Raw genomic sequence first — 25,584 nt, 5'->3', positions numbered from 1 at the left:
AAAATTAGCTCACCTCTTACCTTGGTCACCGACTCTTCCTGAGGAATGTCGTGTTCCCAATCAATCTAAATAAATCATAACAATAGTCCATACCTTTTAATAGGTGTGGGCTATTTTACGCTTACTTATAAAATTATCTTCCGTGATAGGTAAAAATATTTCAGCATCCATTATCTCACTTGTCGGATCACTAAGAATGGAGAAGAGTATTCTACCATCTGAATGGTAGCCGTGTCTTTCCAAAATTTCCTGAAAATCATTTATTGCTATATCTATTTCATCAGGTAAAAAACTATAATATTTCGAAACAACATTACGATGGGCAATATGATGATCAACAATCATTTCAGATCGCTCCTATCTTTTATCGGTACATATAAATCAATAATATAGTCATCAAACACTTCTAATAAAATACAATAAAACGTGTCTTCTAAGAGAATATGATTCTTTCTTGCATAAGTTTTTATCTCCTTATAAGCTGTATGAAAGTCAACTGCTTCGTCAGCTTGACGCATAACTAGTGCTTCTTGGATATAAAACCTTTCTTGAAAATAGAAGTCTGTTTCATCAGCTAGTTTGACCGGTTCATTAATTGGTAAATAATAAGTAAAATGACCAAACTCATCTTCATTTTCTTCGGATGTAACAGAGAAAAACGTTGGCCCATTCTTATAAATACCTGCCGTAAGCGTAAAATCCTCCATAAGAAAAAAGCCCTGTTGCCAGTCTTCTCGTAATTGCTTCGTTTCATAGACTAGTAAGTTATCAAAAATAAGTGAGTGCTTTTCCATATGCATATTAAGCATCCTTTCTATCATTACCCATTGGTTTTAAAGTTCCATCTTCTTTAAAATTAAAACTGTCAAAACGATATTTACAATATAATATAACTAGTTGTTCTGGGAGGACAAAGAGCATAGCGTAGAAAAGTGATATAAATAGAGTCATCATTACAATTGTATCTATGCCTTCCAGGCCAAACGTTCTGACTAAATATTGAAGGATAAATACTAAACCGATACTCCCTATTATTACCATTGGCAAATAAGATTTCTTTTCAAACTTCCCCCTTAATCTATCTTTTTTCGTTCCCGTGCGGTAACTTCCTTTTCGTAACAAGATATAGAAACGAATACAAGTAGAAATAAATATCAACCCCCCAATTATCAACGTCACATAAGTAAACATCATTAGAGAGTTTGTAGTGATATCTCTATTTTTTCCAATAAAAAGCAAAGCACATATATAGAAAGATATTCCAAATAAATTCTGAGATACAATTATTGTTAACATATATTGAGTTTTTTGATATTTCATATATATATATGGTATTGCATAAACAATAGATAAAACAATAACTACAATTGTTACCACTAGATGTACCATGAATAAAATATCTTTATTTGGAAAACTGGAACGATCTCCACCAACCATATAAATTACAATAAATAAAAGACTTTGCAAAAAAATGGCTAGAATTAACATTCCGCCTAAAGAGTTCGGACTTTGCCTTCCTGATTCCAGTGATCCTTTTAAAACTGTAAAGTCTTCTTCCTTTAATTTGTTCAGTAACATTACTTTCCCTCCGTATACTAGCTAAACCATCCCTTTATTTTATGAATTGCACCTTTTGCTCTATCCATTACAGATTTACCTTTACTACCAAAATCTTGATTTAAAAGCCAGTTCATACCAATACCTGCAGCTGCCCCTATCGCCGTTCCGACACCAGGAATCGGAATAAAAGCAGTTCCCGCAGCTGTAAAACCTGCTTGAACTCCTCCACTAACCGCTGTATCAATCGTAGTATCAACAGTAGCACGGGTATAGGCTTCTGCTCCAGTTAACACTTCTGCCCTAGCGTCATTATAGTTACCATAATAATTTAACCCTACACCTACTGGACCTAATGCTTTCCCTGCAGTTCTTAAGGTTCCATTGCTACGAATATTCTTAGGGTTTAGGTCAGTAAAACTATCTTTTCCTCCTCTATATGTTGCTTTCCCAACGGATTTAAATTTATCCCAGTTCGACGCTTTATCATTATAAGATGCTATTTCCGGGTAATTTTTAACTGCATCTTGTCCCACTTTGGACCAAACTTGCTTCCCGGTTCTATTTTCAGGATAGTTCAGAGCCGTTTTTGGTTTACCGCTTTTTTTCTGTTTTTTAAAATCTCTTGCTGCATGATGGTCCGGTTTTACCCCCAACTCTTTTAATGCATTTTCTGAAGCATTAATACGATAGGTAACTTTTCCATTCTTGGTATATTCAGATACACTTAATCCTTTATCTTGTGCTGCCTTTGCTATAGCTGCGCTTGATGTCGTTCCTGCGATTATAGATGAACCATAGGCCGCTAGATCCTTTAACGCCTCTAGTTCTTTATTATTAACATCGTTCTCTTTTTCTTTACCACCTATATAATTCATCAGTATCTCAGAAACTTCGAAGTCTTCCTTTCCTTTTTTATATTCTTTATCAAAATTTTTAAGGCCGTCCCGAACCTCAACATATGTTTGCTTATCCATCTCTCCATCTCTTAAGTCGTTATACGCCATATTCAATATTTCTCCGGAGCCATCTTCTAAGTCACTTAATTCTGCATCCTTTGCTTGCTTAATTTCGGACATGGACATTTCATCAATATTTTCCTCATCCATTCTCGAAACAGCTGCGGATCTTTCTTCTTTTTTCTCGTGACTATACGCCTGTAATTTCCCTAAATCACTGCCTTGAGAAGCTCCTTCAAAATCCGCAAACCTTGCTTTCCCTTTACTCGTTTGCGCACGATTCATCGCTGCCTCTATCTGGCTCATGATAGCTTGGACATCTGTCTCATCACCTGTACTGGTGAAGGAAGCTAAATCTTCATCCACTTCCTTCAATTTCTTCATTACCTTGGTTTTATAATCGGCTATATCGGAAAAAGATGGCGGTGTTGCGGACGAAATATCGGATACCTCTTGAATCGTATCATGAATGATTTCATCTTGTGTAACTAAATCTTCATAAAGTTCATTCACGTCTTCCTGAACATCTTGTAAATAATTGCTTCGGATGACGGCCGTTTCACTAACATCCACACCCGAACGGAAGGCTTCCAGATGTTGCTCCAAGTTGGTTTTATGTACTGCGTTATCCTAATATTTCTAAAAATTATGTTTCTTCTAGTTTAAAGATAAGAAGGATAAAAAAGACAGATTTCAACTATGGAATCTGTCTTTTCTATCTAGTAATTTTATATTAATCTTCCTCACGTTTTAGCTTGTAAAAGTTACTATCTCTATCTTTTTTTTCTATTTGTTCAAGATTGTATTCTTCCATTAATTCATCTCTATAATCTAGGACTTCCTGATATTTCTCATCTAGTTCCTCATTATATTGCTCTATATCTTGATCAGTAACATTATCATTTTCATAATAAGTTCTAGCTTCTCCGAATATATTCTTAGAAAATTCCTCCGCTTCAATCTGCAAATCAATCATTTTTTCTATTTTTTCATTCTTTGGATTTACTGATTTGAGACGTTCCATCACCCTATCCAAAAGTGGGATTATTTCATCCTTAATTAAACCAATAACCTCGTCTGATTCACCTTCTTCTTCTAACCTAGTAAGCTCCAAAGGTATGTCCGCCATTCCTTTTTCTTTCATATCATTAATAGGTACCCACTCTTCATTGTAAAATTCTACAATCTCATCTGCTACCTCATCCTTATCCTCACAAGAGACAAGCAGTAAAGCAATAATCACAATAAATATGGGAATGATGATTTTTTTCATAGACTTCTCCTTTACATAAACTTCTTTTTTAACATAATAAAAGTTAATTAAACCACCTAAATGATTCGTTTTTTAAACTAATTAATATAATACTATCTATCTCTATTCCATAATTTTAATACAGTATCGTTATCCTCTTCTGGCTTTCCACTAATCATGTAATGAAGTAATTCTATATGGTGTTCGTTCAGACTTTCCTTTTCTTTTGGTTCCTTTACATCTCCATTCTCTACTTTTCCATCCTCATCATCATATAAAAGGTCATACATCTTTTTCCAATCCTGTGTTTTCATTGCCTCTTCATCATATGGAAAATCTGGTTCTTCTATATGAATAGCTTGCCAACGCTCCATTTGCTCCTGTGTCAATTCTGAAGGATTCAATTCAACTTGTTCATTCTTTGGACTCCCTGGAACATCCCTTGTATTTATTTTAATTTCCAAATTAAACTTATTTGCTGTATTTTTGATTTCGCTCCATTTCAAACTATCTTCTTTTTCTTTTTTGTCACTAAGGAAATTACCAGTGCTTAAAGCTACATTACCGAAAACATTAAAAGCACGCCCCCCAGCCTCTAAAGAATATCCCAAAATCTCTGATCCCAAAAATTCTCCAGTCATCGTATCCACTTCCTCCTCAAGTTCCTTCCCTTCCTTATGCATCAAATCCGTTACAGCATCTCCGCCATAGTAATATTCAATTTCGGAATGATTACGACGAACCAACAGAGGCAGTTCCATTTCAAGAAACTCTTCCCTGCTGATACCTTTATCTTCACTCGTATCCTGGTGTAAATGAATGGTAATATCAGACTCCAAATGACTGTTTGGCGTAACCTCTGAGTCTCCTGTGAATGCAAAATTTGCATATTCAATACGGGCAAGTAAAGGGTCATCTTTATTTCGATCCCAGTCCATTTCTTCGCTTACCTCATTAATGGCAGTATGATGATTTTTTAGAACATCCAGATAGCTTCTTAATGCAACACGGTCTTCCGTTTTCCCTGTCAAGTCACTTGGACGTTCATTCCCTGCAAATAAATACTGCTCAAGAATAACGATTTCGTTTTCTAACGATTGCTCACTAGCTAATACCTCTTCATTCATATATTCTGTTAATTTTTCATTATCATGCTGCATGTAGATAGATATCTCATTCATATGTGCACGATCATATTCATCTAATACGTTTTTTTGAATATGCTGATAAAGGATTTCTCTTTCTGTATAACTCAGCTCTTCCCCGTTTGCTAATTTCTTCTGAAGAGAATCAATTTTGTTTTTCCTCTCTTCTTGCTTATCCGCATTATAATCCTGCAACTTCGCTAATGCATCAACTTTAGACGCTCCTTCAAAATTCGAAAAACGTGCTTGTCCTTCACTTGATTGTGCCTTATTCATGGATGACTCAATTTGGCTGATGATTGTTTTGACATCTATCTCATTGCCTTTACTGTTAAAGGAAGTTAAATCCTCTTTTACTTCCTTTAGTATTTTCATTGTCTGGTTTTGGTAATCATTCACATCTGAAAAAGACGGCGGCGTCGCGGAAGAAATATCAGACACTTCCTGTATAGTATCATGAATAATTTCATCCTGCTTAACCAAATCTTCAAAAAGATCGTTTACGTTTTCCTGGACATCTTGTAAGTAATTGCTTCGGATGATAGCTGTCTCGCTTACATCCACTTCTGAACGGAATGCTTCCAAGTGCTGTTCCAAATTGGTTTCTAAGTCATCAAACAAACCTCGAAATGATTCCGTTATCGTTTCATGCATCCCGCTAAAATATTGCTTCGCTTCTTTTGCTGCTTTCCCGGAAAAAGAATCCAGACCAGCAAGCGCGTCAATTTCTTTTTTTACCTTAATTAGGCTAGATTGAATTTCTTCTGAAACTTGTTGTAAATCATTAGAAAAACGAGTTACCTCAGATATATCCACTTTTTGACTCATTTGGTATTCCTCCTATTTTTATTTCCAACATTTAAGAGCCAGTTGACTGTGCTATCTGTTCATCATTCTCCACCATTTTTTCACCAACACTATCCAATATTTTAATGTCAGCGTCCAACATTTGTTTATATCTTTCTAACAACTTGATAGCATCAATTGTTGTTTCTAAGTCATCCAAGAACGGTTCAAGATTTGTTGCTTCAAACTCTCTACCTGCTGCAATTCTACTGTTAATATTAAAAACAGCTTTGCGTAAGTTAGAAATATTCAATTCAAACTTATCTTTATTAATACTCACTTCTTCCGCCATATCTATGCATCCTCCTTCGCTTCTTTGATATCTAATTCTAAGTTAGCCAGGTTAAATTGAAGATCGGTCAATCCCATATCTGCCTGTGCTTTTTCCTGTCTGGCCATTTCAAGGTCATCATCAATTCGCTGTTTGGCTTTCACCGTATCTGATTCATAGGTTTCTAAATATACCCCATGGGAATTATATTTTGTTTCAAACTGATTCTCCTGATTGCCTTCCCATTTTGACTTTGTTACTTCAAAGCCGTCCGCTTCCGATTTGAGATTTCTTAAACTATGAATACTTGTCTGCAAAGAACTAGAGATGGTTTGCAGCCGTTTGACTCTGCCCTCCGCAGCGGAAACCTTTTCCCTTGCAATCGAGATATCATGATTCATTCTTGTCTTCTTTGTTTGTAAGTTACTCAATTCATCACTGCTCATCTACACTCCTCCTTACTCCGGAATTTTTATTTTCATATGTTCATAATCCATCAAATAATAACATTCATAGGCGTTTGGATATTTTTCTTTTCGCATGAACGGCTGACTGAAAATATCCTGATCACTTATCTTCATCGCGAATAAACCAACGCTGGACTGTCTGCGGATATACTTCGCTCCTGCTTCAAAACTGCTGCCGATAAAGCCGTAATCACCACATACGATAAAGTAAATCCCGACAGATGGTCCTTCTTCCCATAATAACGACGGTTCATCCATATCCAACTCACTTCGAGTGGAAAAGTCTTTCAAATCTTTGATCATCACCAGCCATTTAGTCTGGTCTGCTTCCCCCTGCTTCCGGTTGCGGATTTCTGTGATGAGTTCTTCTTTGATGGTATTAATGTCCGCAGCTTCTGCATAGTAAGCATCTAATTGATTTCCTGTATCTGCGAGCGGCTGGTCATTGGTATCGATGAGTATGGTATGGTACGCAGCTTTTACCATGGTCATATTTTTCGCCATGGCATGCGTCAATTTATCCAAGCCGTCTTTTCGATCGCTGGAGACGGTTAAGAACCCAAACTGCGCCGGGTCGAACGCAAGCGGCGTCACCTCTTCAAACTCCAGACCAAGCGGAAGCTGCTGCTTCTCAACCAATTCCTTCGTTTTCTTCGTCTTCCGGAACTGTTCAAAATCAATCGCTCCTTCCGGCATCATCGGAATCGGCTCTGGTCTTTCTCCTTGCCAGTGGGCATCCATCCGTTTGGCCGTATCTTGAATCGCGTCAATCACCGCAAGAGCTTCCTCTCCTTGTGCTGGGAGCATCGCTTGAAACAAGGTCGGCTCTTCCAGTTTGACGATGCCTCGCCCGGTGATTTCTTCAATCTCCAATTCGGTCCTTCCCACAATCGAGCGCATGTCCGACTGGTCAATCAGATATAGAGCGACTTGTATTTTCATGTTAGATTGCAGCGGCATTTTCAGCGCATTCTGTCTGCCGGCGCTGATAGCGAGATGCACGCCGATGCTTGCTCCTTCGCGCGCAATTTGCGTAATCAGTTTCTCGAATTCCTCTCCAAAGTCCGCTTCCCGCACGGAATCAAAGTTATCAATCGCGATAAAGAGGTTCGGAACCGTTTCGCCGCTGGATTTTTCATACATGTCCATCGTGGCCACACCGTATCGGCTTAATTTCTGTTTCCGTTCCCGAATGGTGTTGGTTAAGAGACGCATCCACTTGCCTATTTTCTCCACTTCATCCATCAGCATCGTGTCGGCGACATGCGGAAAGTTTTTCAATGGCAATAAGCCGTTCGTGCCAAAATCCAATAAATACACATGCAGGTGTTCCGGGCTATGCTGTTTGACTAAATCCATAACCAGAGATTGCAGGAACGTTGATTTTCCGTATCCGGGACTGGAGAAAATCGCAATATGGCCATCCTTTGTCAGGTCGAGCGAATGCGGTTCCTGCGCCTGTAATTCCGGCTGGTCTAACAGGCCAATCATGGCATGCATCGGTTTTTTCGGTTCCTGCCAGGCTTCTTCAAAGTTCACCGGGTGCAAGTCTTCTGCATAGACACGCTCAGGTAACGGCGGCAGCCACGGTCGCGGCAATGGCTCAATCGCCTGCTCTTCTGCGTAATCGTGCATATAATCAATCACCGCTTCCAATTCGGTCGGTACTTTTTCAATCGATTCTTTTTTGTCCAGACCGCTTAAGTCTTCCGTTAAAATATCATACTGGCCCAGTTCGTTGATGGCGTAAATCGTTGTGTCCACTTGTTCGTGGTCTTCTTTATCCGGCACATAATCCGCACCGCTCCATGCACTTTGGAACAGTTCATAGATTTCATTATTGCCGACCTGTAAGTACGAGCGTCCAGGCAGAGTAATTTCCGCTGCATCCGGTGTTTTCAGAATTTCATTGGAATCACTCGCATTTTGGACTTTCAATGCCAGCTTGAATTTCGAGTTCGACCAGATCTGGTCGTCCACGACACCGCTCGGCTTTTGCGTTGCTAGAATCAGATGAATGCCGAGGGAACGTCCGATACGGGCGGTAGAGACAAGTTCTTTCATAAAATCCGGCTGTTCGGATTTCAGCTCGGCGAATTCGTCGGAAATCAGGAATAAATGCGGCATTGCTTCTTGCGCTTTGCCCTGTTTAAACAGCTTTTGATACTGGTTAATGTGATTGACGTCATGTTCCCCGAATAAGCGCTGGCGTTTTTTCAACTCCGCTTTAATGGAAGCGAGCGCACGCATCGATTGCACGTGATCGAGGTTGGTGATGGTTCCGAGTAAATGCGGCATATTTTTAAATAAGTTCGCCATCCCGCCGCCTTTATAGTCAATCAATAGAAAGGCCACTTCATAAGGATGGAAATTCACCGCAAGCGAGATAATGTAAGACTGAATGATTTCGGATTTCCCGGAACCGGTTGTTCCTGCGACCAGACCGTGCGGCCCGTGCGCTTTTTCATGCAGGTTTAAATTGACAATATCGTCTTTTCCGCGCAAACCCAACGGCACAGCCAAACTCTTATAGGTTTCATTCTCCTGCCACCGTCTGGCTATCCGAAGCTCTTCCACTTTTTCTATTCCGTACATTTCCAGAAAGGAGACACTTTCTAGAATAGAGTTTTTCAGGCTCTGTAAGTGATTCAATGGTGCCAGGGCTCGAGAGACGTCTTCCTTCTGAAACCCTTGTGGAAAGTGGTCCAAGGTAAAATGTTTATTGACCAGTTCCCCTTCTTCCAGTAAAATATTCCCGTTTTTGATGTCTCTGATATCAACGACAGTTGTCACATGTTCTGGCAAGGATTCCATCACATCCTGGACAAAGACTAGAGAAACACCGAGTTCGCTTGGATCTTCATTGAAAAATTCCATGATGGTATGGTCTAAAATAAGTTTCTCATCTGTAATCAAAACAACATAATGCGGTTTGAAATAGGTTTTTTCATTTTTATTTGATTTCTCATCTAAAACAAGCTGACGTTCTTTCAGAATTTGATACAGAGAATGAAGCACCTGGTCGCGGGAACGTTCATGGTACACAAAACCGCGGATGTTCACGCCCTGCAGACTGGCATGTGGCAGCCAGCGCATCCAGTCCCATTCCTTCTTTTCTTCTTCTGGGAAAATCGTGATAAATTGGACATCATGGTAGCTGTGGAAAAGTGCTGCCTGCATCACTAATAATTGCAATTGTTCCAGAACCAGATGACGTGTGCCGATATAACCGACTGGCCCGTTCATCAGAGAAGTCACCACAGGAACGTTTTCGATTTCCCTGTATTGCGAATAAAGCTCACGGGATGCATCGACGAGTTCATCTTTCTCTTTATCGAACTCTTCATCTTTAAAATCAATCTCAAAACTTAAATCCACCTTGCCGAGACCAACACGATAATGGAGAAAATCATGGTGAAATAATGTTTTTTCATATATTCTCGCATTGACTTCCTTAGCCATCTGACGGATTTGTGCAACATTCGGATAATGGTAATTCAACGCATGCCGCTGCTCTTCTGTAACATGATACAATTCTTCTGTCTTACGTTGTAAGTATTCTCGATAGGTCTTGTCACGTTCTTTCATATCCGCTTTATACTTTCTCACATTTTTCACATAAGATGTGATGGCAAAAATAATGGTGGTGACGGTCATCGCCAGCATCACAATAATAAAGATGCCTCTTGGCTGAATAATCGATACAATAACCAATGCCGCAATCATGACTAGCGGCGGGACAATAGTACGTCCGAGCTGTTCACTCGGCTTCGATGGCTTGCCCGCAGGTTTGGCAATAACGTGTTGATCTGTCGGTTCTCTATAAATAATTCTTGGGGAGCGATGGTAAGATTTTAATAGAGATATAGTAATTGAAATAACGAATAGCCATATTTTAATTTCGATATATTTTCAGTTTTATTAACCGATTATATGATACAAGCGTGAGATGCAAGAATGGAAAGAGTGTGGATGATACAAGTTGTTATAATACTAGTTTCTACTAAAGCGAGAAGAATTCATAGGGGATTGGACTTATGCTCTTTGCTGAGCAAGTCATTGAATCGACACTTGTATGTTATATAAATATATGTAAAATTGCCAATCTCTCAAGATAGAATAAAAGAAAGAATGGCGGTAATTCAAAAGTCAGTTGTAAGTGTCGTAGCTAAAGATTTAATGACTAAAATTTAAAAATATCTCCGAAAATCATATAATAACGAAGTAAGAGCCAGTAGTTAAACCGGCTCTCACTTTTATAATTTATTTTATTAAGATTTAAATTTTCTATAGAATTTAGGAACGAGTAACAGCAAACCTCCAGATAGAGCAACTAATCCACCAAGCAGAACCATATCAAAGTTATTAGTAGACGTATTCGGTAGCTCGCCACCCTGTTCTGCTTTTTCTACGCCGTTTTGTTCAGCATCTTTTTGGTAGCTATTTCCATCATCATTACTGTCTCCACCGGTAATCGTTGTACTGCTATCCTCAGAATCTTCTTTTTTGCTGGTGTTGTCATCTTTTTCGTTAGATCCATCTTCTCCGCCGGTATTGTCTTCTCCTTCGTCAGAGCCATCTTCCCCGCCGGTATTGTCTTCTCCTTCATCAGAGCCGTCTTCCCCGTCAGTGTTGTCTTCTCCTTCGCCAGATCCGTCTTCTCCGTCGGTATTGTCTTCTCCTTCGTCAGATCCGTCTTCTCCGTCGGTATTGTCTTCTCCTTCATCAGAGCCATCTTCCCCGTCGGTATTGTCTTCTCCTTCATCAGAGCCGTCTTCCCCGTCGGTGTTGTCTTCTCCTTCGCCAGATCCGTCTTCTCCGTCGGTATTATCTTCTCCTTCGTCAGATCCGTCTTCTCCGTCGGTATTGTCTTCTCCTTCGTCAGAGCCGTCTTCCCCGTCGGTATTGTCTTCTCCTTCATCAGAGCCGTCTTCCCCGTCGGTATTGTCTTCTCCTTCATCAGAGCCGTCTTCCCCGTCGGTGTTGTCTTCTCCTTCGCCAGATCCGTCTCCTCCGTCGGTATTATCTTCTCCTTCGTCAGATCCGTCTTCTCCGTCGGTATTGTCTTCTCCTTCGTCAGAGCCGTCTTCTCCGTCGGTATTGTCTTCTCCTTCATCAGAGCCATCTTCCCCATCGGTATTGTCTTCTCCTTCATCAGAGCCGTCTTCCCCGTCGGTATTGTCTTCTCCTTCAGGACCTTCCTCTGGTGATAACACACTTTCCTTTGCACCAGATATATTATTAAGATCAACCCCACTACCCTCAGCTACCAAAGCTGATTGAAAGGTATAATCTCCTAGTGCAATGGGGAAATTTCCTTCTTGGAAAATTGGCACATTGAAATCGAAGTTTCTCAAATTAGTGATTTGATTGTCTTCTAAAAATCCATAAAGATTAAACTCAATACTGTTTGTCTCACGATTAATCGTTACATAATCGGCTGGGGTATGATCATTGGAATTTATTGCCCCTTCCTCACCATTTTCATCCACAAAACCGCCAGTCATCATAAAATTACCAGAATTATACTGACCTCCAGTTAATCCATTTTCAAAAGCAGGATCATCGAAAACATAACTCAATTCATCTGGAAGTTTAACAATATAAGCTAACGATGAATAGTCATCCAGATTAATTTCAGTTCCTATTTCCAAATCACTATTGAAATTATAGTTTGTTACTCCGTATTCCTCGTTATAGAGAGGATAAAAGTATGGCGAAACATCTTGTCCCATTAAATCACTTGATTCAGCATGTGCTACGGAGACACCAAACGTCTTTTGAAAAGCATCATCGCTTAATACATTGGCTGCTGCGGGTGCTCCGACTCCCAACGCTAATGAAGCTGACAGCGTAATTCCGGCCACCTTTTTAGCATAACGCTTCCTGTTTCTGTCCATAAGTTTTTTGTAATCGTATTTTGGCATAGAATATGTACCTACCTTTCCTGTTATTATGAAATTTTAACTAAAAAAAATGAACTATGGATACGTTACCAAAAAATAACATAGAAAATCAAGACTTTTTATTATTTTTTTAGAATTTTTTATTTAGAGTTAATCTTTCTATTTAGAGTAAGTATTCATTATTAAAAAGTAAAGTAATCCCTTTTAGTAGCAATATATAGATAGAAACATCCATAATTTGGTTATATACTATTCCTTCTTTCGTTCTATATCCTCTTATTCAATTAAGTAACAGGAACTGTAATTTTTAATGATGTAGGTATTTATCTTTAAATTGGAACCGATTTTCAAATTTAACCATTTAAGCTTATTAAATTATGATATTATTATATATATTTCAAAAAATGGAGGTATTTGATGTCAAAAAGAATGCTTTATGTTCTTCTTGCAGTAGTATTTGCACTTATTTTAACTGCTTGCGGATCCAGCGATGATGAAGAAGCTGTTGATGCAGAAGAACAAGAAACAAATCAAGAAGAAAACGAAACAGAAGAGGAGGCAGAACCAGAGGAAGAGACAGAAGATGCAGAACAACCTGAACAAGAAGAAAACGAAAATAATTCTTCCGATGAAGCAAATGTAGAGCGAGAAGAAGATTCTGAAGAGGAAGAGCAGTCTCAAACAGATTCTTCTAATGCTGATTTTGACGCATTAATTTCTACAATGGAGGAAGAAACAGAAGGTAACGCTACACAACTTTTTGAGAACGATGAATCTCAGTCTCATGAAATGGAAGGCTTAACATTAACATTGGACGCATACCAACTAGTAGAATTAGAGGATTTCCATACCAATTATAGTATTCCTTTTGGGGACCAGACAGATGGAGGCGTTATCCTGGCAAAGTATACGGTAAATAATGATTCAGATCAGGATTTACATTATATGCCGTCACTGGACATAGACTATGTCGGAGCAACAAAAATATATTCCAATTATCGGGAACTTCTTCCTTTAGATGAACAATTACCAACTGTATTATCACCTGATAATGATTACTTAGTAGAAGCTGGAGAGGAAGTAAGCGGGTATATTGCTTATCCGTTTAGCCAAGATGAATTGGATGATATCTTAGCAGAAGGCAATGTTGTTGTTGACGTACCGACACCAACTACCGATGTTGACGACTTTTCTTCCAATATTGGCTCTGGATCTGAATTCAGTCTTCCTTTAGACGATGAAAATGTGGAACAAAATGCAGATACAGAAAGTCAGGATTTTTATCAAGATAGTATCAGTGCTGAAAATTTAGGTGATAAAGAAATGATTGAACAGGATGATGGAATGGACCAAAGTGAAGATCTGAGGGATGTTACCATTACATTAGAAGGTTATCAATTTGTTGATTTCACACCTAATGCCGAAGAAGCCATTCGTTATGATGATCCAGACAGCGTTGTGGCAGCTACAATAAAAATGGAAATTGATAACCAAGGGGACGAGGATATTGGTTTAAGTTCTCTTACCTCAACACTTACCGTGAACGACGGGTCACAGTATCTTATAAGTGAAGGTATGTTGGTTCCATATGACAACAGCAGCAGTATTCCAGCAGGTGAAAAAGATGAATTGCTGCAAACTTTCTTAATGGATAAGGAAATGTATGAAGAAATTTGGAAAGATAAAAGTATGGAATTGGAAGTTGGCCCAATGAGAAATATGGATGCAGAAGATATATCCAAAGGACATGAAGTTACTTTCCAGCTCAAATAAGCAAAAAGAGAAAGACGAATGGATGTTACACCATTCGTCTTTCTCTTCCTCAACGCATCACAGCCCCGCCCGAAATTTTCACCGATTCGCCAACAATATTCTGTGCCGCATCTGTCAGCAGAAAAGCGATTGTATTTCCCACTTCTTCCGGAGTTGTGATTCTTTCTGAAGGCAAAGATTCCTCCGCCGTTTGTTTTACCTGCTCATACGATTGATTCGTTTTTTCTGCATTTGCTTGAAACAATTTCTGTACCATTTCCGTATCGACAAAACCGGGACAAACTGCGTTGACACGGACATTATAGGCAATAGCTTCCAACGCCATGGACTGTGTCCAGCCAATCATCGCAAATTTAGAAGATGCGTAGGCGCTGTTTCCGTGCGTGCCCCGCAAACCGGATAGAGATGCTACATTGACAATGTTTCCCTGCTTCTTTTCCTGCATTTCCTTATATATTTCTTTGCTTAAACTAAATGCTGCTAAGTAGTTCACATGAAGCATTGATTCAATATCGGATTCTTCCAATTGATCTACGGTCTTTTTTCCGGCAATACCGGCTGCATTGACCAGGTCGGAAATAAACCCAAGCGCTTCTCGGGCATTGCTGACTAATTGCTCTCTTTCTTCTTTATCTGTTATATCCGACTTCTGCACAAATAGGTTTGAAGCATCGGTTAATACTTGAAGTTCCTGCTCGAGATGTGCAAGTTTATCAGTATTCCGTCCGGTAATCGTTACTTTCGCGCCCATCTGCGCCACGATTTTTGCTGTTTCCTTTCCTATTCCGCCCGTTGCCCCGGTGATAACAATATGTCTTCCTTTTAATGCATCCTTTGAAAATATAGCCATTCTTCCTGCTCCCTTCCACGATTTTTTGATATAATTATTTTTCATTATAACATGTGCATTCTTTTTTCAAATTATTTTGTCGATATAGAATGTCTCGCCATTGACAAAAGCCCATAATTAGGTTAAATTACTAAAAGCGAATGTTTTTAATATATCAATCGAATTTTATTCGTGTTTAGGAGTGTTTTAAATGGAAAATGTGTTTGATTACGAAGATATCCAATTAGTTCCCGCAAAATGTGTGGTGAATAGCCGCTCAGAATGTGATACCTCCATTGAGTTTGGCGGAAGAAGATTTCAATTACCAGTGGTTCCTGCCAACATGCAGACGATCATTGATGAAAATATCGCAACGTATTTAGCTGAAAATAACTATTTCTATATTATGCACCGCTTTGAGCCGGAAAAGCGTGTTGATTTTATTAAAGACATGCATGAAAGAGATTTAATCGCTTCTATCAGTGTCGGCGTGAAAGAAGAAGAATATCGTTTTGTGGAAGATCTTGCTGCTGATAATCTGGTTCCGGAATATATGACAATTGATATTGCCCATGGTCATTCGGAAGCGGTTATGAATATGATTAAGCATATTAAATCCCATTTACCGGACATCTTTTTAATTGCCGGCAATGTCGGTACCCCGGAAGCAGTCCGCGAGCTGGAACATGCCGGTGCAGACGCTACCAAAGTCGGGATCGGACCTGGTAAAGTATGTATTACTAAAATTAAAACCGGTTTTGGTACAGGCGGCTGGCAATTGGCTGCATTGCGCTGGTGTGCAAAAGCTGCCAGCAAACCAATTATTGCTGACGGCGGTATCCGCACCCATGGGGATATTGCAAAATCCGTACGTTTCGGTGCTTCCATGGTGATGATCGGTTCTTTATTTGCCGGTCATGAAGAGTCTCCTGGTGAAACAGTTGAAAAAGACGGAAAGAAATTGAAAGAGTATTTCGGTTCTGCTTCTGAATTTCAAAAAGGGGAAAAGAAAAACGTGGAAGGCAAAAAAATGTATGTGGAACATAAAGGTGCACTCCAAGATACCTTGACAGAAATGGAACAGGATCTGCAATCCGCTATTTCATATTCCGGCGGAAAGCATGTTGATTCCGTCCGTACGGTAGACTATGTTGTTGTGAAAAACTCTATCTTTAATGGCGATCAAGTATTTTAATAAAATGACTATGAAAAAAAGCTTATGTCTGGGAACATAAGCTTTTTTTCGTGCTTTAAAACCTTCCTGAACGGAATATCGCAAAGATAAGCCATATAAACATCAGCACCGCCACGACGAAACCAATTTCAATAACTGGGAAACTCCAGAAATAAGATGCTTCTCCGGAGATAGCGGAACCAATAATTAAACCAACCATAATAATACTGAAAGATAACAGGACAATACTAAAAGATAAACGGTTACTGATTCTATCCAGCTTCTTCAGAATCATATCCACTCTGGAAACGGATATTTCCAAGGGAACCTTTCCTTTACGTATCAGCTTATACAAAGCATTCACATGTTCTGGAAAATCTAAAACAATGTCTTTATAATCGTCGGCCTGTTCATAGATTTCCTCTGCAATTTTTTTCGGGCGGTATTTCTCTTTAATCAGTCGTTTGGCGAAAGGCTGTGCAATTTTCACAATACTAATATCCGGATCTAATCTTTCGACGGTACCTTCCAGCGTTATCAGCGTTTTCCCGACTAACGATAAATCAGCCGGAATACGAATTTGGTGTTTGGAAGCCACACTGAACAAATCATTTACTGCTTCGCCCAAGCTGACTTGGCTGAATGGAATGTCATAATATTTATCCCGGAGTTCTTCAATATCTGCACGCATCATGTCATCATTGACCTCATCAGGAACAACACCCATTCGATAAATGGACTTCACAATGGCATGTGTATTTTGACGGGCCAGTGCGATAATCATATCCGTCAAATGATCCTTCATCAACGGAGTCAGCCGGCCGACCATTCCGAAATCCATAAATAACAATTGGTGGCCGGGCAGTATCATCACATTTCCCGGATGCGGATCTGCATGAAAGAACCCGTCCAGCAAAATCTGCTCAAATAGATTATGAATTAATCTTTCCGCAATCACTTTTGGCTGATAACCGTCCTGGATCAGCTGTACATTTTCATCCAATTTAATTCCTTTGACAAACTCCATCGTCAGGACGCGCCCGGTTGTAAATTTCCAATAAACGTCAGGGACTTTGACACCTTCCTGATCATTTTTAAAGTTCATTGCAATCTTATGCGCGTTCCGTCCTTCCAGCGTATAATCCAATTCAGCCAGAATCGATGCTTTGAATTCTTCAATGATTTCCGTAATCTTATATTGCTTGGCCCAGTCTAAACGTGTTTCAGCGAGTGATGCAAAATTCATTAAAATCTCTAAATCCGTATGAATTTTCTTCTCAATATTTGGACGCTGCACCTTCACAGCTACTTCTTCTCCGCTTTGTAAAACAGCTTGATGGACTTGTCCGATTGATGCTGCAGCTAACGGGGCTTCGTAAAATTCTTTAAAAATAGTGTGAACCGGCTCTCCTAGTTCTCTTTCTATAATTTCCTGTATCTCGTTATACGGAACTTGTCCAACCTGATCCTGCAGTTTTTCCAACTCTTTAATAATATGCTGAGGTATCAGGTCATTTCTGGTGCTTGCAATTTGCCCCAGTTTAACAAAAGTCGGTCCTAACTCTTCCAGAAAAAGCCGGACCCGTTCTCCTATTGTTTTACTATGTATTTCTTTTTTTCCTCTAAGTACCCTTTCAGGCAAGGAAACAGCCTTTTGCAGACCTAATTCTTTGACAATATAACCAAACCCATTACGGGAAAAGGCAACGAGGATTTGACGGTAACGTTGCATATGACGAATACGTGTATTAAAAATGACAGCTCCCTCCCTTCCTGTTTATTCCTATGTATAGTATACCCACTATTACTCATCTGAAAAACAACAATCTATTTTAGCTATTCATAAAAAATCTATGGTTGATATTATTCCATAAATAAGCTAATGAAGCTAGCGGAGGAAAAACACGGAGACTCCTATGGGAAAGCGTAGTGGGAAGACCCCGCAGGTAAAAAGCGGTCTTCTTTTTACCGAGGAGGCTGAGCGCAAGCCCATGGAAAGCGTAGTGTTTTTCCGCAGCGGTTGCTGTTATCAAAAAATAGGCATTAATCGCTTATAAATTTTGGTGTTAAACCTCTATTTGCAAAAAGGAGCTGTTTCTTTCAGAATATGATAACAGCTCCTCCATCCATGTTTATTTTCTTAAACGTGCCAGCAATATTTTTATATATAATCCAATCAACATACAAATAGAAGGAATAATAATAGCTAAATAAATCAATTGTCCATTTATAAAAGCAATATAGAGATATGGCAAGGAATAAAACATAAGCACTTCCGATACAAGCATCGGAACCAGTGTATACATTAGCAGATTAACAATAAAAACAAGAGACACTGATACTATATTTTTCAATAAGGACCCTTGGTTTTTCAAAGCCAACCCAAATAAAATATACACAATGAACATACCATAAAATATAATTTGCAGCTGATTGGTGAAAAGCACGGCAAACATCGCAAAGACACTCAGGAAAAAATGGAAAATCAGTGACGGAGCATTGCTTTGAAAATACAATTTAACACTGTTTTCTCCTTCAATGTTGCCAGACATTCAATCATCCTTTTACTTCTTTAACTTTGAATAGAACTTTTTAATTGCCGGTCTCTTTCATGCCGATCGATAGCCAGTTCAATTAACCTCTCTATCAGATCCGGATAAGCAATACCGCTTTCTTCCCATAGTTTTGGATACATACTTATTTTTGTAAAACCAGGCAATGTGTTAATTTCATTAATAATAATCGTATGATCTTCTTTTAAAAATACATCTACTCTAGCCAATCCCTCACAATTTAACGCTTCAAAAGCCTGAACAGCAGTCTGTTGAATCTGTGCTGCCACCTTGTCATCCAAACTTGCAGGAATTTCCAGGTTTGCACCCGATTCATCAATATACTTCGCTTCATACGAGTAAAATTCGACGGTTGGAAGTATCTCACCCGGAACGGAAGCTACCGGCTGTTCATTCCCTAAAACCGAACATTCTATTTCTCTTCCGCTGACAGCCTCTTCTACTAACACTTTATGGTCATATAGAAAAGCATCCTGAATGGCATGATAAAATGCTTCTTCGGTTTCCACCTTGTGTACGCCGACCGAAGAGCCTTGATTTGCCGGCTTAATAAATAACGGCGTGCCTAGTTCTGCAATAATAGCCTGATAGGATATATCATCTTGCTGTGCTTTTCGGAAACTGTAGCCTCTGGCAACATTCAAACCTGCATCCAGCAGTAAACGCTTGGCAATGTCTTTATCCATACTGATGGCGGAGCCGAGAACACCGGACCCGACAAATGGAATATTAGCCATTCGTAACATTCCTTGCAGACTGCCATCTTCCCCTAGCGTACCATGGACAATAGGAAAAATAACATCTAACTGATCGATGCTGACATCGGAATCCGTCTGGATAATCTGCTTTTCCTCTGCTCCGGGAATAATCGCAATGCCTTCTCCTGTTTTATTTAAAGCAATCAGGCTTGGATCTTCTTCATTGATTAAATAATGCGAACGATCATTCACATGCCAATTCCCCTGTTTATCAATTCCGAACAGGTAGACGTCATACTTATCTGCATCAATAGCTTCCACAATATTTTTCGCTGATTGCAAGGAAACCTCATGCTCGGATGATTTCCCTCCAAATACAATACCTACTTTTTTCTTCATTCAAATCCTCTCCTCGTTGACCCTGATGACATAATGTTATATGTAACATATCATATGTTTTTATATCCTAATTTGTTTGACCTGTATCGCTATTTTATCACAGAGTCCTTTTGGAAGGGGAGATGAATGTCCATAATTCATGAAAAGTACGTGTTTTCTGCAGAGAAGACACGCATCTGATCAGCAAAAAGAAAGCTGCAAAACCTATGATGACGATTTTCACAGCTTTCTTCTTTCCTTACTCGCGAATGGCCTTTTTTCGAAATAGATGGTCGTTGGAAGAGCGAATCTGCACATTGATTACCAGACCTATCATAATCAAATTGGTTATCAGCGAGCTTCCTCCATAGCTGATAAAAGGCAGAGTAATACCAGTGATCGGCATCAATCCGATGGTCATGGCAATGTTTTGGAAAACTTGGAACGCAAGAATGCCAATGATACCGACACAAAGATAAACACCAAATAAATTATCTGCTTCATGAGCAACCTTCGTAATGCGATATAAAAGCAGGAAATATAGCAAAATCAAAACACTTGCACCAATGAAGCCATATTCCTCTCCAATCACTGTAAAAACAAAGTCCGTATGGGCTTCCGGTACATTTCCGTTTTGAATTTGCATCCCCTGATTAAATCCGGATCCGCTTAATTGACCGGATCCAATCCCCATGATCGCCTGCTGGAGCTGATAGCCGTAGTCCGAGGCATACTCCGAAGGCTTTAACCATCCATAAATCCGGTCCATCTGATGCGATTGAAATAACCGTGAAAAAAGATCTTCATTATAAGCGAATAAAAAAACCAAACTGGAAATCGACGTCACAATCGCAATAAGGATCGGTAAAATCACTTTAACCGAAATACTGGAAACAATAATCATTGTAAATGCAATGGCCAATATAATCAAAGCTGATCCTAAATCCGGCTGCAAAAATATAAAAACAAACGGAATAAAGGTTGCTGCCAGTATTTTTACAGTTAATTGGACACTCGTTTTTAAAGACAGCTTGCGATTACCATATCTCTCGAGTAAAACTGCTAAGTAAATAATAAGAAATATTTTCATAAATTCAGATGGCTGTATCTCAAATACACCTAAATTTAACCAACGCTGGGAACCATTCCGAAAAACACCGAAAAAATGAACACCTATTAATAACACGACACCGATCGCGTATAGCCTAAATGCTTGTTTTCCCAAAAGCTCATAATCAAAGGAAACAATCCCCAGTATCATTAAAATACCGGCAATATACCAGATAACTTGACGGATCACAAAATAATAGGGCTGGGACTGCGCATACTGCCCCGAACCACTGTATACAGCTATTAAACTGATTATAAATAATAAAAATAAAATGGTGATGATATTGAAATCTAAATGATATTTCTTATGCTTCATATCTGAAAAACCTCATACTAATATTTATTGGAAAGAAAGCCCATGACTACCTGGACCGCTACAGCATCATCTAAATAACCGACTGGAAAAAGGTAATCTGGAATCACATCCGCTGTGCTGATAAAATAAATTAATGCAGCACCGATTAATACCAACTCTTTACGTGTTCCTTTTTTATGAAAAAAACGGTGAAAAAAAGTAGATATCTGCTTCATATAAGCGCCCTGATCTCCTGCGCTTTTTTTCTTTTCTTGAAATGTATCTAATATCAAGCGGCGTCCGGCTTCTGTTTCTGCCTTTTTCTCATAGTCATGCAGTTTCTTTTGTAATTTTTCCATTGAAAAAGATTCATAGTGTTCATCGGATTGTTTTAAGAAATGGTCAATCATCACAATGGAATCCTGTATATCGCTCGTTTGATCCTCTGCTGTTTTTACCGGCAGCCCTGTTTTATGCAGCAATGTATCAAATGGGATATCCAACGCTTTTGAAATTTCCATTAAATGCTGGTTGGTCGGTTTACGCTTCTGGTTAATAATTCGAGATATTGTGGAGACATTAATATTTGTTTGTTTACTTAATGCGCGCATGGAAATACGTTTTTTGTCGAGTTGTTCTTTTATATAATCTCCTATATTTTGGCTCATTTCTTCTCCAAACCCTTCTATCTTCAGATATGTCTCTTTTACTTACTCTACTATACGAGAGGTGTTGACAAAATGTCAAACACAGCAGCAACTTTTATTTCAGTCTCTAGATTGCCTACATAAGTTTGACGCTCAGAGCTGGACAGCTATATCTCTAGTTTGAGAATTTATTTTCGAAAAAAGTTAAACTTTCTTATCCTTTAAAAAAAGTATGTAAATGGAAAATAGAACATTTCCTTTTACATACTTTTTCATTATTTACTCAACAGCTGGCTTGTCACGGAATGCTGTTATCATTCTCTTGACGTTCTCTTAGTTTCTGTTTTCTTTTTAGCAGTACCACTGCAACTACAAATAACAGCAGGACGGTCGCAATAAAGCCGATAAACAGCCAATTAATCCCTTTATCTTCTTCTAAACGATAGACTTCCACTGATTCTCTTGGAATACCGATGCGGTAGCTGCCTTCTTCATTTTCACGAACTAAATTATCCTCTAAAATTCCGGTTAACTGCATGCCGGATGCGATATTATCTGTATCAATATAAGCAGACTCACTTCCATTATTAATTGCCACGTACATCTCTTCGCCTTCATAACTGCGGCGGAACACCAGCAAGGATGCCTCGGACCCGACATATTCAAAATCACCTAATCTTAATGAAGGGAATTCATTATGCAGGGAAGCAATTCGTTTATGAAATTCCTTTAAATCTTCATCCCCGCTATTAAAAGGAACAAGGCGCTGGGATTCTTCCGCGTCCATTCCATACATAGGAAGCTCTGTCCCCTGCGTCACCATGGTTGCGCCCGGCGTGGTATACATATACGTTAAAGCCAGCGTCCAGGCTGTCAGCGCGTTACGTTGATTTTCTGAGAAAGCATTGGTGAACCGCTCCTGTTGAAAACCGTCAATCTGCTTATAAAAATCGGTCGGAGAACCCTGCTCTTCCCACGCATCATAAATCGCAGAAACATCCCGGTCACTATCTGCAAACGTTTCGCTTAATACCTGGTTCAAATCCGGATTATTCATCAGGTCAAGCGATGTACTTTCCAGTAATTGTTCCGCTTCTTCGGTATCGGCAGCAGCTGCATCTCCAATCAGATAAAAATCCGAATCGTTTTCTTTCAAGGAAGCTGTCAATTCTTCGATAAATGCCTGCGGCGCCACATCTACGTCCTGCAGGTTAAACCCGTCCACGTCTGTTTCTTCCTGCCAATACAAAGCAACATCTACCATGTATGCAGCCGCTTCCGGATTGGTTAAATCAAATTGGACCGTATCGGACAACCAGGCATTATCCGTATCCGGCGTCCCCTGCCACCAGTCTTCTGAATCTGCATCCTCTGTTAACGGATTCGTATCAGCAGCATAGTTCAACACCAGATCCATAGTTATCTTCATATCACGGTCATGTACTTCGGATACAAGGCGTTCAAAGTCTTCCATGGTTCCAAATTGCGGATTGACCTGATAAAAATCATCCACCCAATAACCGTGGTAGCCGTTTTCCTTATTATCCATAATCGGCGATACAGAAATCGTTGTAATGCCTAAATCTTTCAATTCATCTAAATGATTGATAATTCCTTGGAAATCACCGCCATGATAATGATCAGGGTCATCAATATCTATCTCTCCTTCTATACTGGTATCCCCGTTATTAAAGCGGTCAATGAGTATTTCATAGAATACTTCATTATGTATATCTTCATTCTGCGCATGAACAGGTGCTTGCCACATGAACATACTTATCACAGCAGCAATCCCGATACTTATTTTTTTAAACATAGATGTCTCTTTCCCCCTATTAATAACAAAATCTGCCCTTTTTATTTACTCTCTCTATTATCACTTATTTTCTTTAAAAATCATACCTTGATGAAAATATGTAAAAAAGCGTTCACAATTATCTCCAAGAACTTCCAAGCAAATAAAGTGCCCCAGCCAATTTGACCGAGGCACTTTATGTACTTCTTTTGTTCTGAATCCATTTTTATTTTAGAAATAAAAGCCCATCGGCAGACGGAAGAATCCTAAGACAATCACAATAATCAGTGCGATAGCAAACTGAATCCATTTTCCTGTGGTACCTTTCCCTTTTTTCAAGGAAACCAGGATTAATTCCATCATCACAACCAGCCACAGACCGGCAAGTGATTTAACAATGGCTTCTCCAAGTTCCGGCATACCAAAGCCTTGAATATAATCCCAAGTCAATAAACCGCCTGTAATGATGATAAATAAATACACCAGACGCAGAATCATATGAACAATGGTTGCAGGCTTCGTGCTGCTTTTCTTATAAAGAATCAAAGCAACAATAAAAAGAATCAATCCCAAAGCCCACGATGTAATATGCATGTGTGTCATTTATGTCCCCTCCTTCATTATGTTATTCATACAGATTTTACTCATCTTTTACATTTGTAACAAAAATGACGAATAATTCGTTTTCAATGATACCATTTTCTTCCCCAAGATGACATTTTAACGTATTATTGTCAACAAATCGCCATGATTACCGTTTGAGCGGCTGCATCTTTTTATACGTAATGGAACGCCACAGCCATTCCACCGGACCAAACCGGAAATAACGGAGCCAAATGACACTCCCCGCTACTTGCAAGAAGAAAATCCCGACCACAACGCCAATCTGCTGGACAGGACGCATATCTCCATACAAACCAAGTCCAAAACCGTAAAACAGCCAAACGGCTACAACGGACTGCAGCAGATAATTGGACAATGCCATTTTCCCGATAGGCGTCAGCATGCGTAGCACCTTCTGCATCGGACGCTTTTGCCATAATAAGGTAATGGATGTAAGGTAAAACATCGCCGATGCTGTCCCGCCGACATTATCCTGCATAAGTGCAAACCAAGTCGGATTGCCAAATGCGTATGGTCCGATTTTAAATACAATAAATCCAAGCAGCGAAATCAGCCAGGCTTTTTTCAAAATGGATGTAAACTGGAGCGGGTCATGAAACCATCTCTTCCTTGCCAAATACATTCCGAATAAAAACAAAGGAAGAAAAATAAACGGAAACATAATCAATCCATTGATTCCATTGGACATTTGCCAATCCTGAGCGTTCTGCGTCAGAATCGCAGAAACATCGCTGGAACGATAGGCTTGATAAGCCTGATTGATTTCTGCTGTAAAACGCATATCCATAAAATCCCGCATGGCAAACTGCATTCCTGTTAAAAGAAGGGTTGAAATCCCTAATAAACCAATTGCCCAGCCTAACAGTATGTTATCCTCACTATTTAAAAACAAAAGCAGCAAGAATCCGATTGCTCCATATGTTAACAGAATATCTCCGCTCCAGATGGCAAAAGCATGAATCAATCCGAACACGATTAATGCTCCTAACCTGCGCCCGAAAAACGTATACGGCGACATATGCTTTTTATCCAAACTGTCCTTTTGTATTTGAATTCCAAAACCAAAAAGAATCGAAAATAAGGTATAAAAACTTGCTTGAAAGAATATATCAATAAAAATCAGGCTGAATTGGTCCATAGCAGCAGGCCAAGCATCTTCAGCTCCTCCGTAAAGGAAATAAGGGGCTGAAAACGCACCGATATTGACCATAAATATCCCAAAAATCGCAAACCCTCTTGCTGCATCTATCCATTCCAGCCTTTTATTTACTTGGTAAGGTTGCAC

The 25,584-nt window shown here is 39.3% G+C and carries 20 protein-coding genes and 1 pseudogene; 2 read left to right on the top strand and 19 right to left on the bottom strand.

Annotated features, from left to right (window positions below; all coding sequences use genetic code 11):
• Positions 1-96: 96 nt before the first annotated feature.
• The 10 genes and pseudogenes from ACFQ19_RS17990 to ACFQ19_RS17945 form a co-directional block, all read right to left on the bottom strand.
• On the bottom strand, positions 97-345 hold the full coding sequence (locus tag ACFQ19_RS17990; protein WP_379594068.1) for a hypothetical protein: 249 nt from the start codon (positions 343-345) through the stop codon (positions 97-99).
• Positions 342-800, bottom strand: coding sequence for a DUF5085 family protein (locus tag ACFQ19_RS17985; protein WP_379594067.1), 459 nt, complete (start codon positions 798-800; stop codon positions 342-344). Before ACFQ19_RS17985 ends, ACFQ19_RS17990 begins: the two co-directional genes overlap by 4 nt.
• Position 801: 1 nt before the next feature.
• Entirely contained in the window at positions 802-1,578 is a 777-nt protein-coding gene (locus ACFQ19_RS17980; protein WP_379594066.1) for a hypothetical protein, read from the bottom strand.
• 17 nt (positions 1,579-1,595) lie between these two features.
• Positions 1,596-3,122, bottom strand: coding sequence for a T7SS effector LXG polymorphic toxin (locus ACFQ19_RS17975; RefSeq protein ID WP_379594064.1), 1,527 nt, complete (start codon positions 3,120-3,122; stop codon positions 1,596-1,598).
• 127 nt (positions 3,123-3,249) lie between these two features.
• On the bottom strand, positions 3,250-3,789 hold the full coding sequence (locus ACFQ19_RS17970) for a hypothetical protein (RefSeq protein WP_379594063.1): 540 nt from the start codon (positions 3,787-3,789) through the stop codon (positions 3,250-3,252).
• 92 nt (positions 3,790-3,881) lie between these two features.
• Positions 3,882-5,741 carry a T7SS effector LXG polymorphic toxin gene (locus tag ACFQ19_RS17965; RefSeq protein ID WP_379594062.1) on the bottom strand — a complete coding sequence of 620 codons (1,860 nt, stop codon included), beginning with the start codon at positions 5,739-5,741 and terminating at the stop codon, positions 3,882-3,884.
• 31 nt (positions 5,742-5,772) lie between these two features.
• Entirely contained in the window at positions 5,773-6,051 is a 279-nt protein-coding gene (locus tag ACFQ19_RS17960; RefSeq protein ID WP_379594061.1) for a TIGR04197 family type VII secretion effector, read from the bottom strand.
• A gap of 2 nt (positions 6,052-6,053) precedes the next feature.
• On the bottom strand, positions 6,054-6,476 hold the full coding sequence (locus ACFQ19_RS17955) for a YwqH-like family protein (RefSeq protein ID WP_379594060.1): 423 nt from the start codon (positions 6,474-6,476) through the stop codon (positions 6,054-6,056).
• Positions 6,477-6,488: 12 nt separating this feature from the next.
• A pseudogene (essC, locus tag ACFQ19_RS17950) lies at positions 6,489-10,346 on the bottom strand (type VII secretion protein EssC); the annotation flags it as partial.
• Between the two features lie 422 nt (positions 10,347-10,768).
• The gene (locus ACFQ19_RS17945) at positions 10,769-12,424 is read right to left on the bottom strand and encodes an LPXTG cell wall anchor domain-containing protein (RefSeq protein ID WP_379594058.1); all 1,656 of its coding nucleotides are present in this window, start codon (positions 12,422-12,424) and stop codon (positions 10,769-10,771) included.
• Positions 12,425-12,820: 396 nt separating this feature from the next.
• On the opposite strand from ACFQ19_RS17945, the gene ACFQ19_RS17940 reads away from it, so the two are divergent.
• On the top strand, positions 12,821-14,176 hold the full coding sequence (locus tag ACFQ19_RS17940; protein WP_379594057.1) for a DUF5068 domain-containing protein: 1,356 nt from the start codon (positions 12,821-12,823) through the stop codon (positions 14,174-14,176).
• 49 nt (positions 14,177-14,225) lie between these two features.
• On the opposite strand, the gene ACFQ19_RS17935 is transcribed toward ACFQ19_RS17940, so the two are convergent.
• Positions 14,226-15,026: an SDR family NAD(P)-dependent oxidoreductase gene (locus ACFQ19_RS17935; RefSeq protein WP_379594056.1), complete on the bottom strand. Its 801-nt coding sequence runs from the start codon at positions 15,024-15,026 to the stop codon at positions 14,226-14,228.
• Positions 15,027-15,216: 190 nt separating this feature from the next.
• On the opposite strand from ACFQ19_RS17935, the gene guaC reads away from it, so the two are divergent.
• Complete coding sequence (guaC, locus tag ACFQ19_RS17930) at positions 15,217-16,200, top strand: GMP reductase (protein ID WP_379594055.1); 984 nt, start codon at positions 15,217-15,219, stop codon at positions 16,198-16,200.
• Between the two features lie 55 nt (positions 16,201-16,255).
• Here guaC and ACFQ19_RS17925 read toward each other — a convergent pair whose 3' ends face one another.
• The 8 genes from ACFQ19_RS17925 to ACFQ19_RS17890 form a co-directional block, all read right to left on the bottom strand.
• A complete protein-coding gene (locus ACFQ19_RS17925) occupies positions 16,256-17,911 on the bottom strand; it encodes an ABC1 kinase family protein (RefSeq protein WP_379594054.1) in 1,656 nt (551 codons plus the stop codon).
• Between the two features lie 400 nt (positions 17,912-18,311).
• A complete protein-coding gene (locus ACFQ19_RS17920; protein ID WP_379594053.1) occupies positions 18,312-18,731 on the bottom strand; it encodes a hypothetical protein in 420 nt (139 codons plus the stop codon).
• Positions 18,732-18,751: 20 nt separating this feature from the next.
• Positions 18,752-19,849, bottom strand: coding sequence for a D-alanine--D-alanine ligase (gene ddlA, locus ACFQ19_RS17915; protein ID WP_379594052.1), 1,098 nt, complete (start codon positions 19,847-19,849; stop codon positions 18,752-18,754).
• 238 nt (positions 19,850-20,087) lie between these two features.
• Positions 20,088-21,254, bottom strand: coding sequence for a rod shape-determining protein RodA (gene rodA / locus ACFQ19_RS17910; RefSeq protein ID WP_379594051.1), 1,167 nt, complete (start codon positions 21,252-21,254; stop codon positions 20,088-20,090).
• A gap of 17 nt (positions 21,255-21,271) precedes the next feature.
• Positions 21,272-21,901 carry a helix-turn-helix domain-containing protein gene (locus ACFQ19_RS17905; protein WP_379594050.1) on the bottom strand — a complete coding sequence of 210 codons (630 nt, stop codon included), beginning with the start codon at positions 21,899-21,901 and terminating at the stop codon, positions 21,272-21,274.
• Between the two features lie 277 nt (positions 21,902-22,178).
• Positions 22,179-23,696 carry an alpha-amylase family glycosyl hydrolase gene (locus ACFQ19_RS17900; protein ID WP_379594049.1) on the bottom strand — a complete coding sequence of 506 codons (1,518 nt, stop codon included), beginning with the start codon at positions 23,694-23,696 and terminating at the stop codon, positions 22,179-22,181.
• Positions 23,697-23,906: 210 nt separating this feature from the next.
• Complete coding sequence (locus ACFQ19_RS17895; protein ID WP_379594048.1) at positions 23,907-24,278, bottom strand: YisL family protein; 372 nt, start codon at positions 24,276-24,278, stop codon at positions 23,907-23,909.
• Positions 24,279-24,426: 148 nt separating this feature from the next.
• Positions 24,427-25,584, bottom strand: coding sequence for a DUF418 domain-containing protein (locus ACFQ19_RS17890; RefSeq protein ID WP_379594047.1), 1,158 nt, complete (start codon positions 25,582-25,584; stop codon positions 24,427-24,429).

This window comes from Oceanobacillus locisalsi (genome assembly GCF_042675985.1).
GTDB classification, from domain to species: domain Bacteria; phylum Bacillota; class Bacilli; order Bacillales; family Amphibacillaceae; genus Oceanobacillus; species Oceanobacillus locisalsi.
The sequence above is the reverse complement of the archived record's forward strand: the minus strand, read 5'-3'. Positions and strand labels throughout refer to the sequence as shown.